At 73.5% G+C, this 15,059-nt stretch carries 14 protein-coding genes; 6 read left to right on the forward strand and 8 right to left on the reverse strand.

All coding sequences use genetic code 11. The features are described 5' to 3' along the window. The first annotated feature begins 18 nt into the window (after positions 1-18). Both AC3RJ9_RS01020 and AC3RJ9_RS01025 read left to right on the forward strand, forming a co-directional pair. Positions 19-183: a hypothetical protein gene (locus tag AC3RJ9_RS01020; RefSeq protein WP_155116188.1), complete on the forward strand. Its 165-nt coding sequence runs from the start codon at positions 19-21 to the stop codon at positions 181-183. After that, positions 180-626 (forward strand): YchJ family protein, encoded by a 447-nt coding sequence (locus AC3RJ9_RS01025; protein ID WP_002856636.1) that lies wholly within the window; start codon positions 180-182, stop codon positions 624-626. Before AC3RJ9_RS01020 ends, AC3RJ9_RS01025 begins: the two co-directional genes overlap by 4 nt. Before the next feature lie 40 nt (positions 627-666). On the opposite strand, the gene AC3RJ9_RS01030 is transcribed toward AC3RJ9_RS01025, so the two are convergent. The 3 genes from AC3RJ9_RS01030 to AC3RJ9_RS01040 form a co-directional block, all read right to left on the reverse strand. Next, positions 667-822, reverse strand: a complete 156-nt coding sequence (locus AC3RJ9_RS01030; RefSeq protein ID WP_002856637.1) for a hypothetical protein — start codon at positions 820-822, stop codon at positions 667-669. Between the two features lie 86 nt (positions 823-908). Continuing rightward, positions 909-1,112, reverse strand: coding sequence for a helix-turn-helix transcriptional regulator (locus AC3RJ9_RS01035; protein ID WP_002856639.1), 204 nt, complete (start codon positions 1,110-1,112; stop codon positions 909-911). Between the two features lie 3 nt (positions 1,113-1,115). Continuing rightward, positions 1,116-1,622 (reverse strand): hypothetical protein, encoded by a 507-nt coding sequence (locus AC3RJ9_RS01040; RefSeq protein WP_233569922.1) that lies wholly within the window; start codon positions 1,620-1,622, stop codon positions 1,116-1,118. Between the two features lie 615 nt (positions 1,623-2,237). Here AC3RJ9_RS01040 and AC3RJ9_RS01045 point away from each other — a divergent pair. Beyond that, positions 2,238-2,600 (forward strand): VOC family protein, encoded by a 363-nt coding sequence (locus tag AC3RJ9_RS01045; protein ID WP_020621445.1) that lies wholly within the window; start codon positions 2,238-2,240, stop codon positions 2,598-2,600. Between the two features lie 221 nt (positions 2,601-2,821). Here the strand turns inward: AC3RJ9_RS01045 and AC3RJ9_RS01050 are convergent, their stop codons facing one another. The 3 genes from AC3RJ9_RS01050 to AC3RJ9_RS01060 form a co-directional block, all read right to left on the reverse strand. After that, on the reverse strand, positions 2,822-3,814 hold the full coding sequence (locus tag AC3RJ9_RS01050; protein ID WP_159833660.1) for a GNAT family N-acetyltransferase: 993 nt from the start codon (positions 3,812-3,814) through the stop codon (positions 2,822-2,824). Positions 3,815-4,016: 202 nt separating this feature from the next. Beyond that, the gene (locus tag AC3RJ9_RS01055) at positions 4,017-5,888 is read right to left on the reverse strand and encodes an alpha/beta fold hydrolase (RefSeq protein WP_206495866.1); all 1,872 of its coding nucleotides are present in this window, start codon (positions 5,886-5,888) and stop codon (positions 4,017-4,019) included. Between the two features lie 94 nt (positions 5,889-5,982). Beyond that, positions 5,983-7,062 (reverse strand): 3-methyladenine DNA glycosylase, encoded by a 1,080-nt coding sequence (locus AC3RJ9_RS01060; RefSeq protein WP_206495865.1) that lies wholly within the window; start codon positions 7,060-7,062, stop codon positions 5,983-5,985. Between the two features lie 268 nt (positions 7,063-7,330). Here AC3RJ9_RS01060 and AC3RJ9_RS01065 point away from each other — a divergent pair, with 268 nt between their 5' ends. Beyond that, a complete protein-coding gene (locus AC3RJ9_RS01065) occupies positions 7,331-10,315 on the forward strand; it encodes a S8 family serine peptidase (protein WP_440314672.1) in 2,985 nt (994 codons plus the stop codon). A 238-nt stretch (positions 10,316-10,553) separates the two neighbouring features. Here AC3RJ9_RS01065 and AC3RJ9_RS01070 read toward each other — a convergent pair whose 3' ends face one another. Next, positions 10,554-11,840 carry an aspartate kinase gene (locus tag AC3RJ9_RS01070; RefSeq protein ID WP_095347647.1) on the reverse strand — a complete coding sequence of 429 codons (1,287 nt, stop codon included), beginning with the start codon at positions 11,838-11,840 and terminating at the stop codon, positions 10,554-10,556. Positions 11,841-12,068: 228 nt separating this feature from the next. Between AC3RJ9_RS01070 and AC3RJ9_RS01075 the strand changes: the two genes are divergently transcribed. Together AC3RJ9_RS01075 and AC3RJ9_RS01080 are read left to right on the forward strand one after the other, a co-directional pair. Beyond that, positions 12,069-13,082: an ABC transporter ATP-binding protein gene (locus AC3RJ9_RS01075; RefSeq protein ID WP_377681073.1), complete on the forward strand. Its 1,014-nt coding sequence runs from the start codon at positions 12,069-12,071 to the stop codon at positions 13,080-13,082. Beyond that, positions 13,079-14,335 (forward strand): ABC transporter permease, encoded by a 1,257-nt coding sequence (locus tag AC3RJ9_RS01080; protein WP_377681074.1) that lies wholly within the window; start codon positions 13,079-13,081, stop codon positions 14,333-14,335. Before AC3RJ9_RS01075 ends, AC3RJ9_RS01080 begins: the two co-directional genes overlap by 4 nt. Positions 14,336-14,378: 43 nt before the next feature. Here the strand turns inward: AC3RJ9_RS01080 and recR are convergent, their stop codons facing one another. Continuing rightward, complete coding sequence (recR, locus tag AC3RJ9_RS01085) at positions 14,379-14,978, reverse strand: recombination mediator RecR (protein ID WP_480221451.1); 600 nt, start codon at positions 14,976-14,978, stop codon at positions 14,379-14,381. Positions 14,979-15,059 lie beyond the last annotated feature (81 nt).

The following is a 15,059-nucleotide window of genomic DNA, read 5'->3' on the forward strand; positions in this document are numbered from 1 at the left end:
CCGGCGTAGCCTGGCGGCATGAGACCTCAGCAGACCCGTGTGTCCCCGCTCGGCCGCCGTCGGCCGATCAGCCCGCTCGGCCCTGCGCTGCTCGCCGCGGCGGCCGGCGTCGTGCTGACGGGAGTGCGCCGCATCAAGGCCCGGTCCGCCCGGCGTCGCGCGGCCGGACGTCCGCGCCGGTGACCCGTCCTGACCCCTGCCCCTGCGGGTCCGGAGCCGGGCTCGCGGCGTGCTGCGGTCGCCTGCACGAACGTTTCGCCCGGGACGGCGCCCTGATCGCGCCCACCGCCGAGGCGCTCATGCGCTCCCGGTACACGGCGTTCGCGCGGCTGGGCGAGGCCGGGCCGGCGGAGGCCCGGGCGATGGCCGACTACCTCGCCGCGACCTGGGCCCCCGAGCATCGGCCCACCGCGGCCGAGCTGCTGCCGGTCGCGGGGGAACAGGCGCCGCGGTTCACCCGCCTGGCGGTGCTGGAGGTGCGGGACGGCGGGCCGTTCCAGGACGCCGGGACCGTGGAGTTCGTGGCCGTCGGCACGGGGGCCGGGGGGCGGTTCCGACTCCATGAGGTCAGCCGGTTCCGCCGTGAGGACGGGATCTGGCGCTACGTGGACGGCGACGTGCGCTGAGGCCGGGGTGGCGCGTTGGCCGGCGGCCGGCGGTGACGCGTCAGAAGGCCGAGAAGATCCCGGCACCCACGCTGAGGACCAGGCCCAGGATGGCGATCCACGCCACCAGGGTGACGATCGGACGGGGGCGACGCGGGGCGTCGTCGTACCAGTCCACGCCCTCCAGCTCCGGAGGGGTGCGCAGCTCTCGATCCATGGCCCCAGCCTCTCACGCCCCACGCCGCCCCGGGCCCAACGCGGGTTGACTTGTCACGGGTGCTGGGCGCCTGGACCCGCGAGAACTCAACCCGCGTTGCCGTCCGGGGTGAACAGGTCCTCGATCCGCCGCCCGAACACGGCCGCGAGGCGGAAGGCGAGCGGGAGCGAGGGGTCGTAGCGGCCCTTCTCGAGGGAGATGACGGTCTGCCGGGAGACGCCGAGCTCGTCGGCGAGCCGCTGCTGCGACCAGCCGAGGCGGGCACGCTCGTCGGGGATGGTGTTCTCCACGGCTCAGCCCCGGCGCTTCTGGAGCTCGTAGCGGACGGCCACCGAGGCGCCCGCGAAGAGGAGCAGCCCGGCGCCCACGAGGGGGAGGCTGGGCTGCCACCCCGCCAGGGCGACGACGAACGTGCCCAGGCCCAGCACCACGAGCAGGTCGCCAAACGCGCCGGACTGCGCCTTCTCGAGCCACCGGCCTTCGATGGTCTCCTCGGTGTCCCGGACGGCGCCGCGCAGGGTGGTGCGGTCCACGAGGAACAGCCAGGCGAGGGCTGCGCCGACCGGGAGCGCCGACGCCGCCATGACCGCGCCCGTGACCGCCGGGAAGCGGGGACCGGCGTCGCCCTGGCTCGAGGCCAGACCGTAGGACGCGGCCCCGATCAGCAGGGCGATGACGACGCCGGCCACGAGGCTGACGAGGATCAGTCGCCCGGACCCGCCGCCCAGACGGGCGGAGCGGCCCCAGCGGGGGCGGCGGTCGCGGGCGAGGTCGGTGGTGGTGTGCGGCGTGGTGGCCATGGCGGTCCCTCCGGGGCGGGGCCGGGGTTTGTCCCCGTCGTGTGAAGCAAGCTTGACAGTAAAGAGAGTTTGACGTCAAGTCTGCTTGACGGTGGCCCGACAGGGCGGCGGCGGAGCTGGGCCTCGCCGTGGACGCCTCCACCGCCGCCCACGATGCTGGCCGCATGGCCTTCGAGGTGCACCCGCTCACCGCCGACCGCTTCGACGACTTCGCGCACGTCGTCAACCCGAACCGCCGCGCCACGCACTGCTGGTGCCTGTCCCCCCGGCTCTCAGCGCCGCAGAGGCACGCGCCCGGCGACCCCCGCGAGGACACCATGCGGGCGCTCGCTGCGGGGGAGCCTGCGCCCGGCGTCGTCGGTACTCGGACGGCGAGCCCGTCGCGTGGTGCAGCATCAGCCCGCGCAGCGCGATCCCGCGGCTCGTGATGCGACACATCCGCGGGTGACCCGGCCCTCCGCCGTCCGTCCGCCCGTCCGGCCAACGCGGGTTGACTTGTCGCGGGTCTGGGCGGTGAATACCCGTGACAAGTCAACCCGCCTTGCCCGGGGTGCCGCGCCCTTGGCTCGCGTGGAGTCGTCCCCGCCCGCCCCGGCCCGTTCCTGAGGAGCCGCCATGTCCCTCCGTCTCTCTCACACCACGTGGGACGCGCTGGACCCCCACGCCATCGCCGAGTTCTGGCGCGCGCTGCTCGGCTGGGAGGTCGACGAGCCTCACCTCTACCGCCCGGGGTCGGACGAGTGCTCACTCGTCGGCCCTGACGGGCAGGTCGTCCTCTTCTTCCGCGTCCCGGACGCCAAGCGCGTGAAGAACCGCGCCCACATGGACCTGCGCGCGGCCGCCGGCTCGACGCGCGACGCCGAGATCGAGCGGGCGCTCGCCCTCGGCGCCGCGATGGTCGACGACCGCCGCGTCGACCTCGGCTGGGCCGTCCTCGCCGACCCCGAGGGCAACGAGTTCTGCATCCTCGACGGCTGAGCCGACCCCACGACGGCCCGGCGTCTCCGCGGGGGAGTCGCCGGGCCGTCGGGGCGGACCGGGTACCGGGTGCCCGGGCCGTCCGCGGCGGCGGTGGTGTGGCGGGAGTGGTTCGTGGTCATGGGGCCCTCCTGTGGTCGATGCCCTGGGCCGGTGGCCCGGCCCGCCTCGGAGGCTCTGTGGGGGCCGTCCGACCGGACGTTGTGAAGCAAGCTTGACAGTCAAGTGACCTTGTCGTCAAGGGAGCTTGACGCCGGGGCCCGCGCGAACTCCTCCCACGTCGTGGGCGGGGTCAGCCCGAGCCAGGCAGGCTCGAGACGGAACCCGAGGGCCGCGTTCATCCGCAGGGACGCCGCGTTGGACTCGGCGCCGCCGGTTCCCCACTCGCGCCCACCGCGGGCATGGGTCGCCAGGACGGTCGCCGCCTTGACGGCCTTCGCCACGCCACGGTTCTCGTGCTCGGCCGCGACCGCGGTGCGGTCGACCTCCCACCGGGCAGGGGAGCGGAACGTCAGGGTGAATCCGATGAGCACGCCTCCCTCGAAGGCCCCCACGGCGAGCCCCTCTGGGGTGGACAGTCGGGCCTCGAGGTCGTCCGGCAGCGGCTCGTGACGGGAGCCGTCGGTGTGCGGGAATCGGGGAGCCGCTTCCTCGTCGAGGGCGCGCAGGGCAGGCAGGTCGACGGCGGTCAGTCTCCGCACCTCGATTCCCCGCGCTTCGGCCGCCGCGACGTGGCCACGGTAGGACGCCAGGTCGGCGTCGTCGTCGAGGTGGAGGCGCGCGCCCCAGGAGCGGGAGCGTATGCTCCACCCGGCATCGAGCAGCGCGGCGGCCTCGGCCGAGTCTTCGCGGTGCACGCGGGCTTCCGCCCGTGGGTCGGTCACGGGGGTGAGCATCGACCACGGGATGTGCCCGGAGACGGCCTCGCCCGGATAGACGTGCGGGAACTCGGCCGAGTGGGGATCGGAGGGGTCTCCCGGCTCGCGCCGCACCCGCAGGCCGGCCCCCGCCAGTTCGTCCTCGTCCAGGCCGACGACGAACGCGTCTGGCCGGTCCGGGTAGATCGCCGCGCCGACCACGCCCACCTGGGCGGCGTCGTCGGAGGCGTGGAGGAAGCCGACGTCGTCGATCGAGGCGCCGCGCGTCGACGCCGTGTAGCGGCCGATGCGCCGCGCGGCGGCCCAGTCCTCCGGGAGGGTGATGTGCAGGATCACGGCGCGAGGCTATCGGCCCCGGCGTCGACGCCACCCCTCCGGCTGCCCATCGCGGGTTGAGTTATCGGGGGTGCTGGGCGCCCGGACCCGCGACAACTCAACCCGCGTTGCAGGCCCTCCCCGGGCGCGACGACGGCCCGGCGTCTCCGCGGGGGAGTCGCCGGGCCGTCGGGGGCGGACCGGGTTCCGGGTGCCCGGGCCGTCAGTCCTCCAGGAAGGCCTCGATGTCCGGGGTCACCGCGCGGGAGTCGATCAGCTGACGCTCGATCGCGTCGTGGGTGATGCGGTTGGCCTCGCGCACGGCATCGGTGCGCATCGAGATCTTGATGTCGCCCTTGTGCGTCGGGGCCCCGGCCACCTGGACCGGCTGGGTCTCGAGCGGCAGCGGGACGGCGTCGCACAGTGACTTCTCGGCCGGCTGGGCGCCGGTCAGGAAGTAGTCACGGATGGGCGTGTCCACGCACTCGGTGCCGTACGGGAACAGGCCGTGGGTGCCCTCGTTGTCCACGGAGATGAGGGACGTGTTGCGCAGCACGCCGGCGGCGCGGTGGCCGCCCTCGTACGGGGTCGCCGCGTCCAGCTCGGACTGCACGATCACGGTGTTCGGGGCGCCCTTGCCGCCGGGCTGGGAGGGCATGGAGGTCTGGGCGGGCCAGTACATGCACTCCGACGGGCCCATCAGCACACCGATCCACGGGGCCTTGCGGCCGAGGTCGTCCACCCACGAGGTCCAGTAGCCCTGCGAGGTGTTCCACTGGCCGTCCTGGCACCGGATCGCCGAGAACGCGCCCTCGAAGGTGACGGCGTCTCCGGCCTGGGTGGCGGCGACGAGCTGCTCGCGCTCGCCCACGGTCTCCAGGCCGCGGGCGGCGAAGCGGTCGAAGGAGTCACGCTCCTCGGCCGGCAGCGACGCACGGGCCTCGGCCAGGATGCGCTCGATCTGGGTGCGCTGCCCCGCGGGATCCGTGGCCGCGGCCTCGGACTCCATGATGCGGATGTAGGCGGCGATGACGGACCCGGCGTCGAGGTACTGGGACGTGTCGTACATGGCCGGCAGCAGGAACGAGCCGGCGACGATCATGCCGAGCTGGGTGCGGGTGCCGCCCACGTCCTCCCAGCGCTCCCGGATCTGCATCGGGTCGTCCCCGAGGTCGAAGATCTCGTCGTGCCGGGCCACGTAGGGGAGCATCGCGTCCTGGAACTGGCGGTCGCGGGAGCGCGGCTGCAGGTCCCAGGTGGTCTGGAGCCCGTCGCGGGAGATGTCCACGGCGGAGTCCAGCAGGAACCGGTGCGTGTGCTGGGGGAAGATGCGCTGGTACCAGCTGCCCAGCCAGGTGCCGTACGAGTAGCCGATGTAGGAGGTCTTCTCCTCGCCCAGGACGGCGCGGATGAAGTCCATGTCGTACACGGTCTGCTCGGTGGTGATGTACGGGGTGAGCTCGTTCTCGAGGCACGCGTCGACCTGGGCCTTCGTGTCCTGCCACACGTCGTGCTCGGGGTTCGGCGTGTAGGTGCACTCCAGGGCGGTGGACTGGCCCACGCCGCGGGGGTCGAAGCCGATGAAGTCGTACTGCTCGGCGAGCTCCGGGGCGCGCTCGGCCATGGCGGGGCCCCAGGGCAGGCCGGAGCCGCCCGGGCCGCCGGGGTTCACCAGTGCGATGCCCTGGCGCTCCGGGTTGCCCTTCGAGGTCTCGGTCTTGGCCACGCGCAGGGTGATGGTGTGGCCGTCCTCGGGGTTCTTCCAGTCCCGCGGCACCGTGACGTCGGCGCACGCGGTGCCGGGGATCGCGTTGAACCGGGCGTTGAGGCGCTCGCTGCCGAAGTCGCAGGCCTCCCAGTCCAGCGTCTGGCCCACGAGGTGCGGCGCGAGCGCGGCGGCGTCGTTGACCTTGTTGCCGCGCGTGGCGGAGAGGTCGTTGGAGCGGGCCTGACCCTGCGATGCGGACCCGTTGCCGTTGCCGTTGCCGTTGCCGGGCGCGGAGAGCGCGGGGGCGGCGGCCGTGACGGCGAGCGAGACGGCCGCGACGGCGGCGGCGAGCGTGGTGCGGCGGCGAGCTGGAACGGTTCTGGTCACGTCAGGTCCTCGAGTCGTTCGGTGCGGAGAGGGCCGGGCGGTCACCGGATGACGCGAGTGATGCGCCTCACAGCCTGTAGAGCGGCCATCCTAATCATGGACGTGCGCTGGAAGTCCACTCGGCGTCCGGCCCGGTCCCGGGGGCCGCCCCCGCGGCCGCGTCCAGCACCGCCAGCAGCCGCGCCCGCAGCGCCTGGCCCCGCGCGGCGAACTCGCGCTGTCGCCGCGCGTACTCGGCACGCCCTGCCGGCTCCTCGATCCGCACGGCCGCGTAGCCGCCGCGCCCGTCGGAGAGGTCGTCCACCCCGGTCAGGTCGTACGGCGAGGCCTCCATGTCCAGCCTGCGGATGTCCCACGCGAGGTCGAAGCAGTCCGCGAGCAGGTCCGAGTCGACCACCGGCACCAGCTTGTACGCCCACTTGTACAGGTCCATCCCCGCGTGCAGGCAGCCGGGCTGCTCCATCTCCCGCATCCCGGCGCGCGTGGGCAGGACGCCGTCGTCGCCCTCGTTGCGGTCGCGGGCCTCGGGTGCGAAGAACCGGAACGCGTCGAAGTGCGTGCACCGTATCCGCGAGCCCTCCACCACCGCGTCCGTCCCCCCGGCCCCGAGCCGCAGCGGCAGCTGGGAGTGCCGCACCCCGTGCACGTCCGAGCGGTACGCCATCGCCCACTCGTGCAGCCCGAAGCAGCCCAGGCGTGGCGCCCGCCCCGCCGTGCGCGCGAGCAGTTCCCGCGTGAACGCCACCCCCGACGCGCGGTCGGCCAGCACCGCCGCCACGTCCACCAGCCAGCCGCCCACCGGGCGGCCGTCGACGACGGCGCCTGCCACCTCGCCGGCCTCGACGCGCCGGTAGTGCTTCCACTCGCCCCGCGGGGTCGTGCCCAGCTCGGCCGCCTCGGCGCGGGCCGCGGCGCCGTCGTCGTCCGCGAGGAGGACCCCCGGCCCGGGGTGCCAGCGCTGCAGCGCGGCGGGGGAGTGCGTGTAGTAGCCGAAGAGGAAGTCCTGCACCGGGTGCTTCTCGCCCCGCATCCGCAGGGCCACCAGCGGGTCCGTGCGTCGGGCGATGCGCTCGCGGTGCGCCAGCGCGTGGGCCCGCCACACGTCGGCGGGCAGGGCGACGACGGCGGGCGGCAGGGTCTCGGAGGGCGCGGGGGCGGTGTGTGGCTCGGGCATGACCCCACCATCCTCCCCCGTGGCGCCCCTCATGAGCGAGCGGGCCCACGTGATGCCGACGCGGGGAGCGCACTCCGGCGGCCCCAATTCGACGGTCCTGGACGTTGCCTGGCAAAGATCTGGTCAAACGCCCTACCGGACGGTAGATTGCACATGTCTCGCTGTGGTGCCCATCACATGGGCGCCGATCTCCCCGTCCCCCGGCGTCATCCCCGCCGGCGTGCCACGGGTGAGAGCTGGGCGGACCTTGATGAGAAAGGCGGAGGCAATGCCTCAGAACCCCACCCCTGCCCGGCGCCGTCGGGCCCTGGCCGCGGCCGTCGCCGGCGCGAGCCTCGTGGCCGCTCCCGCGCTCGCGGTGTCGGCCACCGCCGTCGAACTGCCCGACGGCAGCACCGTCTCCAGCCCGCAGGGCGAGGTGCAGGTCCAGCAGCAGTTCGAGGACGGCCGCTACTTCGTGGTCCTGAAGGACCAGCCGTCGGTGACCGCCCCCGAGGCCGGCGCCGTTCCGGGCGCCGCTCCGAAGGCGAAGTTCGACCCCTCGCACCCGCGCGTGAAGAACTACGAGGCCAAGCTCCAGCGCCAGCAGGAGAAGGTCGCGAAGGCCCACGGCGCCAAGGCCGAGATCTCCTTCCAGCGCGCCGTGAACGCGTTCGTCGCCGAGCTGACCGCCGAGGAGGCCCAGTCGATCGCGAAGGACCCGGCCGTGCTCGGCGTCGCGCCGGACGAGCAGGTGGCCCCGGACTACAGCTCCACCGAATTCCTCGGCCTGCCCGGCAAGAAGGGCACCTGGAAGTCCGTGTACGGCAAGGCCGAGAACGCGGGCAAGGGCGTGGTGGTCGGCGTCATCGACTCCGGCATCCACCCGGACAACCCGTTCATCGACGGTCAGCCCGTCCAGCCGCTCAAGGGCAAGGCCAAGGTCGGCGTGCCGTACCGCACCGCGGACGGCCAGATCGCCGTGCTCAAGGCGGACGGCACCACCGCCACGGCCGAGTGCGAGACCGGCCCGGACTTCCCGGCGTCGTCGTGCGACTCCAAGCTGATCGGCGCCTACGCCTTCTCCGACGACTTCGAGCGCTTCGTCCCGGTGGACGAGCGGGCCCCGGAGGAGCGCATCTCCCCGCTGGGCGTGTTCTCCCACGGCACCCACGTGGCCACCACCATCCTCGGCAACACCGGGGTGGAGCAGACCATCGACGACGACTCCTTCGGCGAGGGCGCGGGCGTGGCCCCGGCCGCCCACCTGATCTCCTACAAGATCTGCTGGGAGGACACCGACCCGAACACCGGCGGCTGCTACACCTCCGCCTCCGTGGCCGCCATCGAGCAGGCCATCGAGAACAACGTGGACGTGCTGAACTACTCGATCTCCGGCTCCAACACCTCGATCGTGGACCCGGTGGCCATGGCCTTCAAGTCCGCCGCCGAGGCCGGCATCTTCGTGGCCGCCTCCGGCGGCAACTCCGGCCCCGGCCCGAACACCGTGAACCACGGCTCCCCGTGGCTGACCACCGTGGCCGCGGAGACGTTCTCCAACGAGCTCACCGCCACCGTGCAGTTCTCCGACGGCACGCAGCTCCGGGGCGCCTCCTCGGCCCGCACCGGCGTGGGCCCGGCCGAGGTCATCCACGCGTCCGAGGTCGCCGCCGGCGACGCCGAGGCCGCGCGTCTCTGCCTGCCCGGCGGGCTCACCGAGGAGGCCGCCGGCAAGATCGTGCTCTGCGAGCGCGGCGGGAACGCCCGCACCGAGAAGTCGCAGGTGGTGGAGGAGGCCGGCGGCGTCGGCATGATCCTCGTGAACACCCCGTCCGGCTCGCTGGACGCGGACATCCACGCGGTGCCGACCGTGCACATGAACGACAACGGCGTGATCGAGAAGGTGAAGTCCTCCGACCTCACCGCCACGATCGTCCCGGGCGACACCACCGGCCTGCCGGAGGACCCGCTGCCCCAGATCGCCGGCTTCTCCTCCCGCGGCCCGGCCAACGCCGTGAACCAGGAGCTCCTGAAGCCCGACCTCGCCGCCCCCGGTGTGAACGTGATCGCCGGCGTCTCCCCGCTGGACCCCGACTACCACGGCAACACGTTCGGCCTGATGTCCGGCACGTCCATGGCCTCGCCGAACCTGGCCGGCATGGCCACGCTGCTGATCGGCAAGTACCCGGCCTGGTCCCCGATGGCCGTGAAGTCCGCCCTCATGACCACCGCCGGCGACGTGTACAACGCCGACGGCACCGTGAACACGGACAACTTCGCCACGGGCGCCGGCTCCGCCGATCCGGCCGCCGCCGCCCGTCCGGGCCTGGTCTACGACTCCGGCAAGGAGCAGTGGGACGCGCTGCTGCGCGGCGACATCGCCGGCCGTGACGTGAACGTCCCGTCCCTGGCGATCCCCGACGTCGTCGGCTCGGCCACCGTGACCCGCACCGTGACCGCCCTGGAGAACGGCCGCTGGCAGTTCTCCGCGAACGTGCCCGGCTTCGAGGTGACCGCCTCCCCGGCCGTGCTGGACCTGAAGGCCGGCCAGTCCGCCGACGTCGAGCTGACCGTCACCCGCACCGACGCCGCGGTGAACACCTGGACCCACGGCTCCATGTCCTGGACCACCGCCAAGGGCAAGGCCGTCCCGGAGGTGACCTCCCCGGTCACCGTCAAGGCGAAGTCCGCGACCGTCACCTCCGCCGGCGAGGGCTCCGGCGCCACCGGCTCCGCCGACGTGGAGATCACCCCCGGCGTGACCGGTGAGCTGACCCCGCAGGTCCTGGGCCTGGGCAAGGTGGACTCCACCGTGGCCGCCGCCATCGCGAGCAACTCGCTCGAGTCCAGCGCACTGGCCGTGTCCACGGTGACCGTGGAGGAGGGCACCAAGTCCCTGGTGGCCTCGATCAACGCGGGCGCCGCCGGCGCCGACTGGGACCTGTACGTGATCACCCCCGAGGGCAAGCAGCTCTCCCGGGCGACCGCGGACGAGTCCGAGACGCTGACGATCGTGAACCCCACCCCGGGCGCCTATACCGTGGTCGGCCACCTGTACGCGGCCAACGGCGGCAAGGACACCGGCACCCTCGAGACGCTGAAGCTGCGCGAGGACGCGGGCAACCTGACCGTCTCCCCGAACCCGGTGCCCGTGACCTCGGGCAAGGCCACCGAGGCGACCCTCTCCTGGTCGGGCCTGACCTCGGGCACCTGGAAGGGCCTCGTCACCTGGGACGCGGGCATCACGACCGACGTGACCGTCCAGGTCCCGTGACCGCCGACCCCCTCCGTCCTCGCTGACGGAACGGGAGGAACCGCCCGCACGACGCCGGCCCCGCACCTTCACGCTGAAGGTGCGGGGCCGGCGTCGTGGTGGGTGGGGGAGGGTGGAAGCACCCCGGCCCCCTCGCTTTCGAACGTGGGATAGGCCCTACCTCACGTTCGACAGCGCCCATTCGCCCCATTTCACGTTCGAAAGTCGCCCGGGCGGTGGGGGAGGGGCGGATGCGGCGTCAGCGGCCGGTGCCGCCGTAGACCGTGGCCTCCTCCTCGGCGTCGAGGCCGAAGGCGGCGTGCACGGCGCGGACGGCGTCGTCGAGCTTGTCCTCGGCGGTGACCACGGAGATGCGGATCTCCGAGGTGGAGATGAGGTCCACGTTCACGCCGGCGTCGGCGAGCGCCTTGAAGAAGGTGGCGGAGACGCCCGGGTTGGAGCGCATGCCCGCGCCGATCAGCGAGAGCTTGCCGATCTCCGGGTCCGAGACGATGTCCTGGAAGCCGATCCGGTCCTGGGCGGCGCGCAGGGCGGCCATGGCGTCCTTGCCCTCCACGATCGGCAGGGTGAAGGAGATGTCCGTGCGGCCCGAGCCCTCGCGGGAGATGTTCTGCACGATCATGTCGATGTTCACGTTGGACACGGCGATCACGCGGAAGATCTCGGCGGCCTTGCCGGGCACGTCGGGGACGCCGACGATCGTGACCTTGCCCTCGGAGCGGTCGTGGGCGACGCCGGAGACGATGGGCTGTTCCATGGGAGCGCCTTCCTGAAGGGTGATGGTGTCGTTCGGGTCGGGCATGATCCAGGTGCCCTCGTGGTCGGAGAAGGAGGAGCGCACGTGCAGTGGCACGCCGAAGCGGCGCGCGTACTCCACGGAGCGCAGGTGCAGCACCTTGGATCCGGAGGCCGCCATCTCGAGGGTCTCCTCGGAGGAGAGCTCGGTGAGCTTGCGGGCGGTCGGCACGACGCGCGGGTCGGCCGAGTAGACGCCGTCCACGTCCGTGTAGATCTCGCACACGTCCGCGCCGAGCGCGGCGGCGAGGGCGACGGCGGTGGTGTCCGAGCCGCCGCGGCCCATGGTGGTGATGTCCTTGGACTCGGGGCTCATGCCCTGGAACCCGGCCACGATGGCCACGCGGCCGGCATCGAGGGCCTCCTGCACGCGGTGGGGGTTGACCTTGACGATCCGGGCCCGGCCGTACGAGGTGTCCGTCAGCATGCCGGCCTGGGAGCCGGTGTAGGAGCGGGCCTCGACGCCCTCGGCGTGGATCGCCATCGCCAGCAGGGACATGGAGATGCGCTCGCCGGCCGAGAGCAGGATGTCCATCTCGCGCGCGGGCGCGTCCTGCGTGAGCTCGGCGGCGAGGTCGAGCAGCTCGTCCGTGGTGTCGCCCATGGCCGAGACCACGACGCACACGCGGTTCCCGGCCCGGACCGTGTCCGCGACGCGGCGGGCCACGCGCTGGATGCCGGCGGCGTCGGCCACGGAGGAGCCGCCGAACTTCTGGACGATGAGACTCATGGGTCGCTCCGGACGGGATCGAGGGTCGGTTCGGGCCAAGTCTAGGGGCGCGCACCCGCGCGGGTCCGCCAGGTGAACCCCTGTTCCGGATGCTGGACCCGCGGCCCAGGGCCGGGCAGGACGACGGCGCCCGCGGCCCCGCCTGCGACCCCGGGCGAGCGGGGATCGGCGCCGGGATCATCCCCCGGGTGGATCCGCGTCCATGCACGGCCCGGCAAGGATGGGGCCATGACCGCTCCAGCACCCCCGCCCGTCCCACCCGTCCTGGGGGTGGCCGCCCACGACGGGATCGTGGCCCACGGCCTCGCCCGCTCGTTCGGCGCCGTCCATGCGGTGCGGGACGTCTCCCTCACCGTGCCCGCCGGCTCCGTGACGGCCCTCGTCGGCCCGAACGGCTCGGGCAAGACCACGCTCCTGCTCATCCTGGCCACCCTGCTGCGCCCGGACGCCGGCGCCGTGTCCGTGGCCGGGGTGGACGCGGTGCGCGAGCCCGTCGAGGCCCGGCGGCGGCTCGGCTGGATGCCCGACACCCTGGGCGTGTGGGAGGAGCTGACCTGTCACGACATCCTCGCCAGCCTGGGCCGGCTCTACGGCATGGGGAAGGCGGAGGCGTCGGCGCGCGCGGACGAGCAGCTCGCGTGGGTCGAGCTCACGGAGTTCGCCCACCGGCCCGCCCGCGTGCTCTCCCGCGGCCAGCAGCAGCGCCTTTCCCTGGCCCGGGCCACCGTGCACCGGCCCTCCGTCCTGCTCCTGGACGAACCCGCCAACGGCCTCGACCCGGCCGCCCGCATCCGGCTGCGGGACGACCTGCGCGCCATGGCCGCAGCCGGCACCGCCGTGCTCGTCTCCTCCCACGTGCTCGCCGAGCTCGAGGAGATGTCCGACCGCGCCGTGTTCCTCCGTGAGGGCGCCACGGTGGCCACCCAGGAGTTCCGCGCCGCCGACGACCTCGCCCGCCCCTACCGGATCGCAGGGCCCGACCCGTCGGCCCGGGACACCCTTATCCGCGCCCTCGAGACCCGCGGCCTCGCCGTCACCGCAGCCACCGGCGCCGGCGCGGGCCAGCGCCGGGACGGCGTCGTGGTGCAGCTGCGGGGTGAGGCCGCCGCGGCCGCGCTGCTCGCAGACCTCGTGCGCGAGGGTGTGCTCGTCAGCCACTTCGCCCCGGAGGGCTCCCGCCTCGAGAACGCCTACCTGGGCCTCCATCTGGAGGGCCCCCGCACCGAAGGAGACCGGCCGTGAGCACCGCCGTCGCGACCTCGATCCATGACCGCCGCCCGCCGCAGCCGCAGCCGGGGGGACGCCTCGGCGCGGCCCAGGCCGTGGCCACCGTGGTGGGCATGGAACTGCGTCAGCGGCTGCGCTCGCGCGGCTGGTACGTGCTGTTGGGCGTCTTCTTCGTGGTGGTGGGAGCGGTGACCCTCGGCGCCCTCGGGCTGCGCGGCCTGGGCGTGGCGGAGATGGAGGCGTCCGGCCTGGAGCCGGAGCTGGCGGAGCAGCAGATGCGCGCCCTGGGGCGGACGCTCTTCGACGGCGTCCTGCTCTTCGTCCTCACCCTCTCGCTGCTGGTCTCGCCCGCCCTGGCGGCCAACGCGATCTCGGGCGACCGTGCCGGCGGCACCCTGGCCATCACCCAGGTCACCCTGCTGCGGACCGGGCACCTGATGGCGGGCAAGTGGCTGGCCGCGTGGATCGCCTCCGCCGCGTTCCTCGCGGCCGCGCTGCCGTGGCTCGCGGTCGCGGCCGTGGTGGGGCGCGTGTCCCCGTGGGCCGTGCTGGTGGGGCTCGTGATGATCCTCGTGGAGTTCGGCATGATCGCGGGGATCGGCGTGGCCGTCTCGGCGATCGCCGGGCGCACGCTGTTCGCCGTCGTGGTGACGTACCTGATCGTGGCGGCGCTGACGATCGGCACCCTGGTGGCCTTCGGGCTGTCCCTGCAGTTCCTGCAGACCGAGGTGCGGGCCAACGACGCCGAGTACGGCTCCATGACGGCGGAGCCGTTCACCGACGCGGAGCTCGAGAAGATGACCCCGGAGGAGGCGGAGCAGGCCTGGGCCGAGTGGGAGGCGGCGCACCCGGAGCTGGTCGACGGGATCGCCGACCGGTGCGTCGGCCCGGTGACCACCCGGACGATCCCCGACCCGCGGCGCAGCGGATGGCTGCTCGCGGCGAACCCCTACGCCGTCCTCGCGGATGCTTCCCCCTGGGAGGGCGGGCTCCTCGAGAACGGGACCCGGGCGGATCCCGGGCCGCTCAACCTGCTGTCCGTGGGGCTGCGCTGGACCCAGCGTGACCCCGTCCGGGACGTCGAGTGCCTCGACGGCGAGCTGCGCGGTCTCGACCAGAGCGGCGTGCCGGACCGGCAGGGCACCTGGCCGGTGTGGCCGCTCGGCCTGGCGATGCAGGGTGTGCTGGTGGCCGGGCTGGGCTGGTGGGGCCACCGTCGCCTGGACACCCCGGCCGGGCGGCTGCCCGCCGGCACGCGCGTGGCCTGAGCCGGGCCGGCGTCGGGCAGGACCTGCTCGACGCCGGCCGGAGTCAGCCGCTGATCAGGCGGCGTCCCTCGAAGGCACGGCCGAGGGTGACCTCGTCCGCGTACTCGAGGTCCCCGCCGACGGGCAGACCGGAGGCCAGGCGCGTGACGCGGATGCCCGAGGCGCCGAGGAGCCGGCCGAGGTAGGTGGCCGTGGCCTCGCCCTCGAGGTTGGGATCCGTGGCGAGGATGACCTCCTGCACGGCCTCGTCCTGCAGCCGGGTGAGCAGCTCGCGGACGTGCAGCTGCTCCGGGCCGATGCCGGCGATCGGATTGATGGCCCCGCCGAGCACGTGGTAGCGGCCCTGGAAGGCGCGGGTGCGCTCCATGGCCATGACGTCCTGCGACTCCTCGACCACGCAGATCTGGGAGCGGTCCCGGCGCTCATCCCGGCAGAGCGAGCACACCTCGTCCTCGGACACGTTGAAGCAGACCGAGCACAGCCGCACCCTGTCCTTGACCGTGCGGATGGCGTCCGCCAGCCGCAGCATGTCCTCCCGGTCCGCCTCCAGCATGTGGAAGGCGATGCGCTGGGCGGACTTCGGCCCGATGCCCGGCAGGCGGCCGAGCTCGTCGATCAGGTCCTGCACCGCGCCCTGGTACATCCGTCTCCCTCGTCCGATGGTGCGTCTCGTGGTCCGTGCGCCCCGACGCGGCGCCGTGGTCCGGCGCCGCGTCCATCATGC

This window comes from Micrococcus sp. 63XJN7_6_ISO-PGPR-S23-444 (assembly GCF_058072765.1).

Coding starts and splice junctions, on each gene's coding strand:
- AC3RJ9_RS01060 (WP_206495865.1), bottom strand. CDS start 7,062: ATGCCCGAGCCACACACCGCCCCCGCGCCCTCCGAGACCCTGCCGCCC.
- recR (WP_480221451.1), bottom strand. CDS start 14,978: ATGTACCAGGGCGCGGTGCAGGACCTGATCGACGAGCTCGGCCGCCTG.
- AC3RJ9_RS01040 (WP_233569922.1), bottom strand. CDS start 1,622: ATGGCCACCACGCCGCACACCACCACCGACCTCGCCCGCGACCGCCGC.
- AC3RJ9_RS01020 (WP_155116188.1), top strand. CDS start 19: ATGAGACCTCAGCAGACCCGTGTGTCCCCGCTCGGCCGCCGTCGGCCG.
- AC3RJ9_RS01045 (WP_020621445.1), top strand. CDS start 2,238: ATGTCCCTCCGTCTCTCTCACACCACGTGGGACGCGCTGGACCCCCAC.
- AC3RJ9_RS01075 (WP_377681073.1), top strand. CDS start 12,069: ATGACCGCTCCAGCACCCCCGCCCGTCCCACCCGTCCTGGGGGTGGCC.
- AC3RJ9_RS01030 (WP_002856637.1), bottom strand. CDS start 822: ATGGATCGAGAGCTGCGCACCCCTCCGGAGCTGGAGGGCGTGGACTGG.
- AC3RJ9_RS01070 (WP_095347647.1), bottom strand. CDS start 11,840: ATGAGTCTCATCGTCCAGAAGTTCGGCGGCTCCTCCGTGGCCGACGCC.
- AC3RJ9_RS01065 (WP_440314672.1), top strand. CDS start 7,331: ATGCCTCAGAACCCCACCCCTGCCCGGCGCCGTCGGGCCCTGGCCGCG.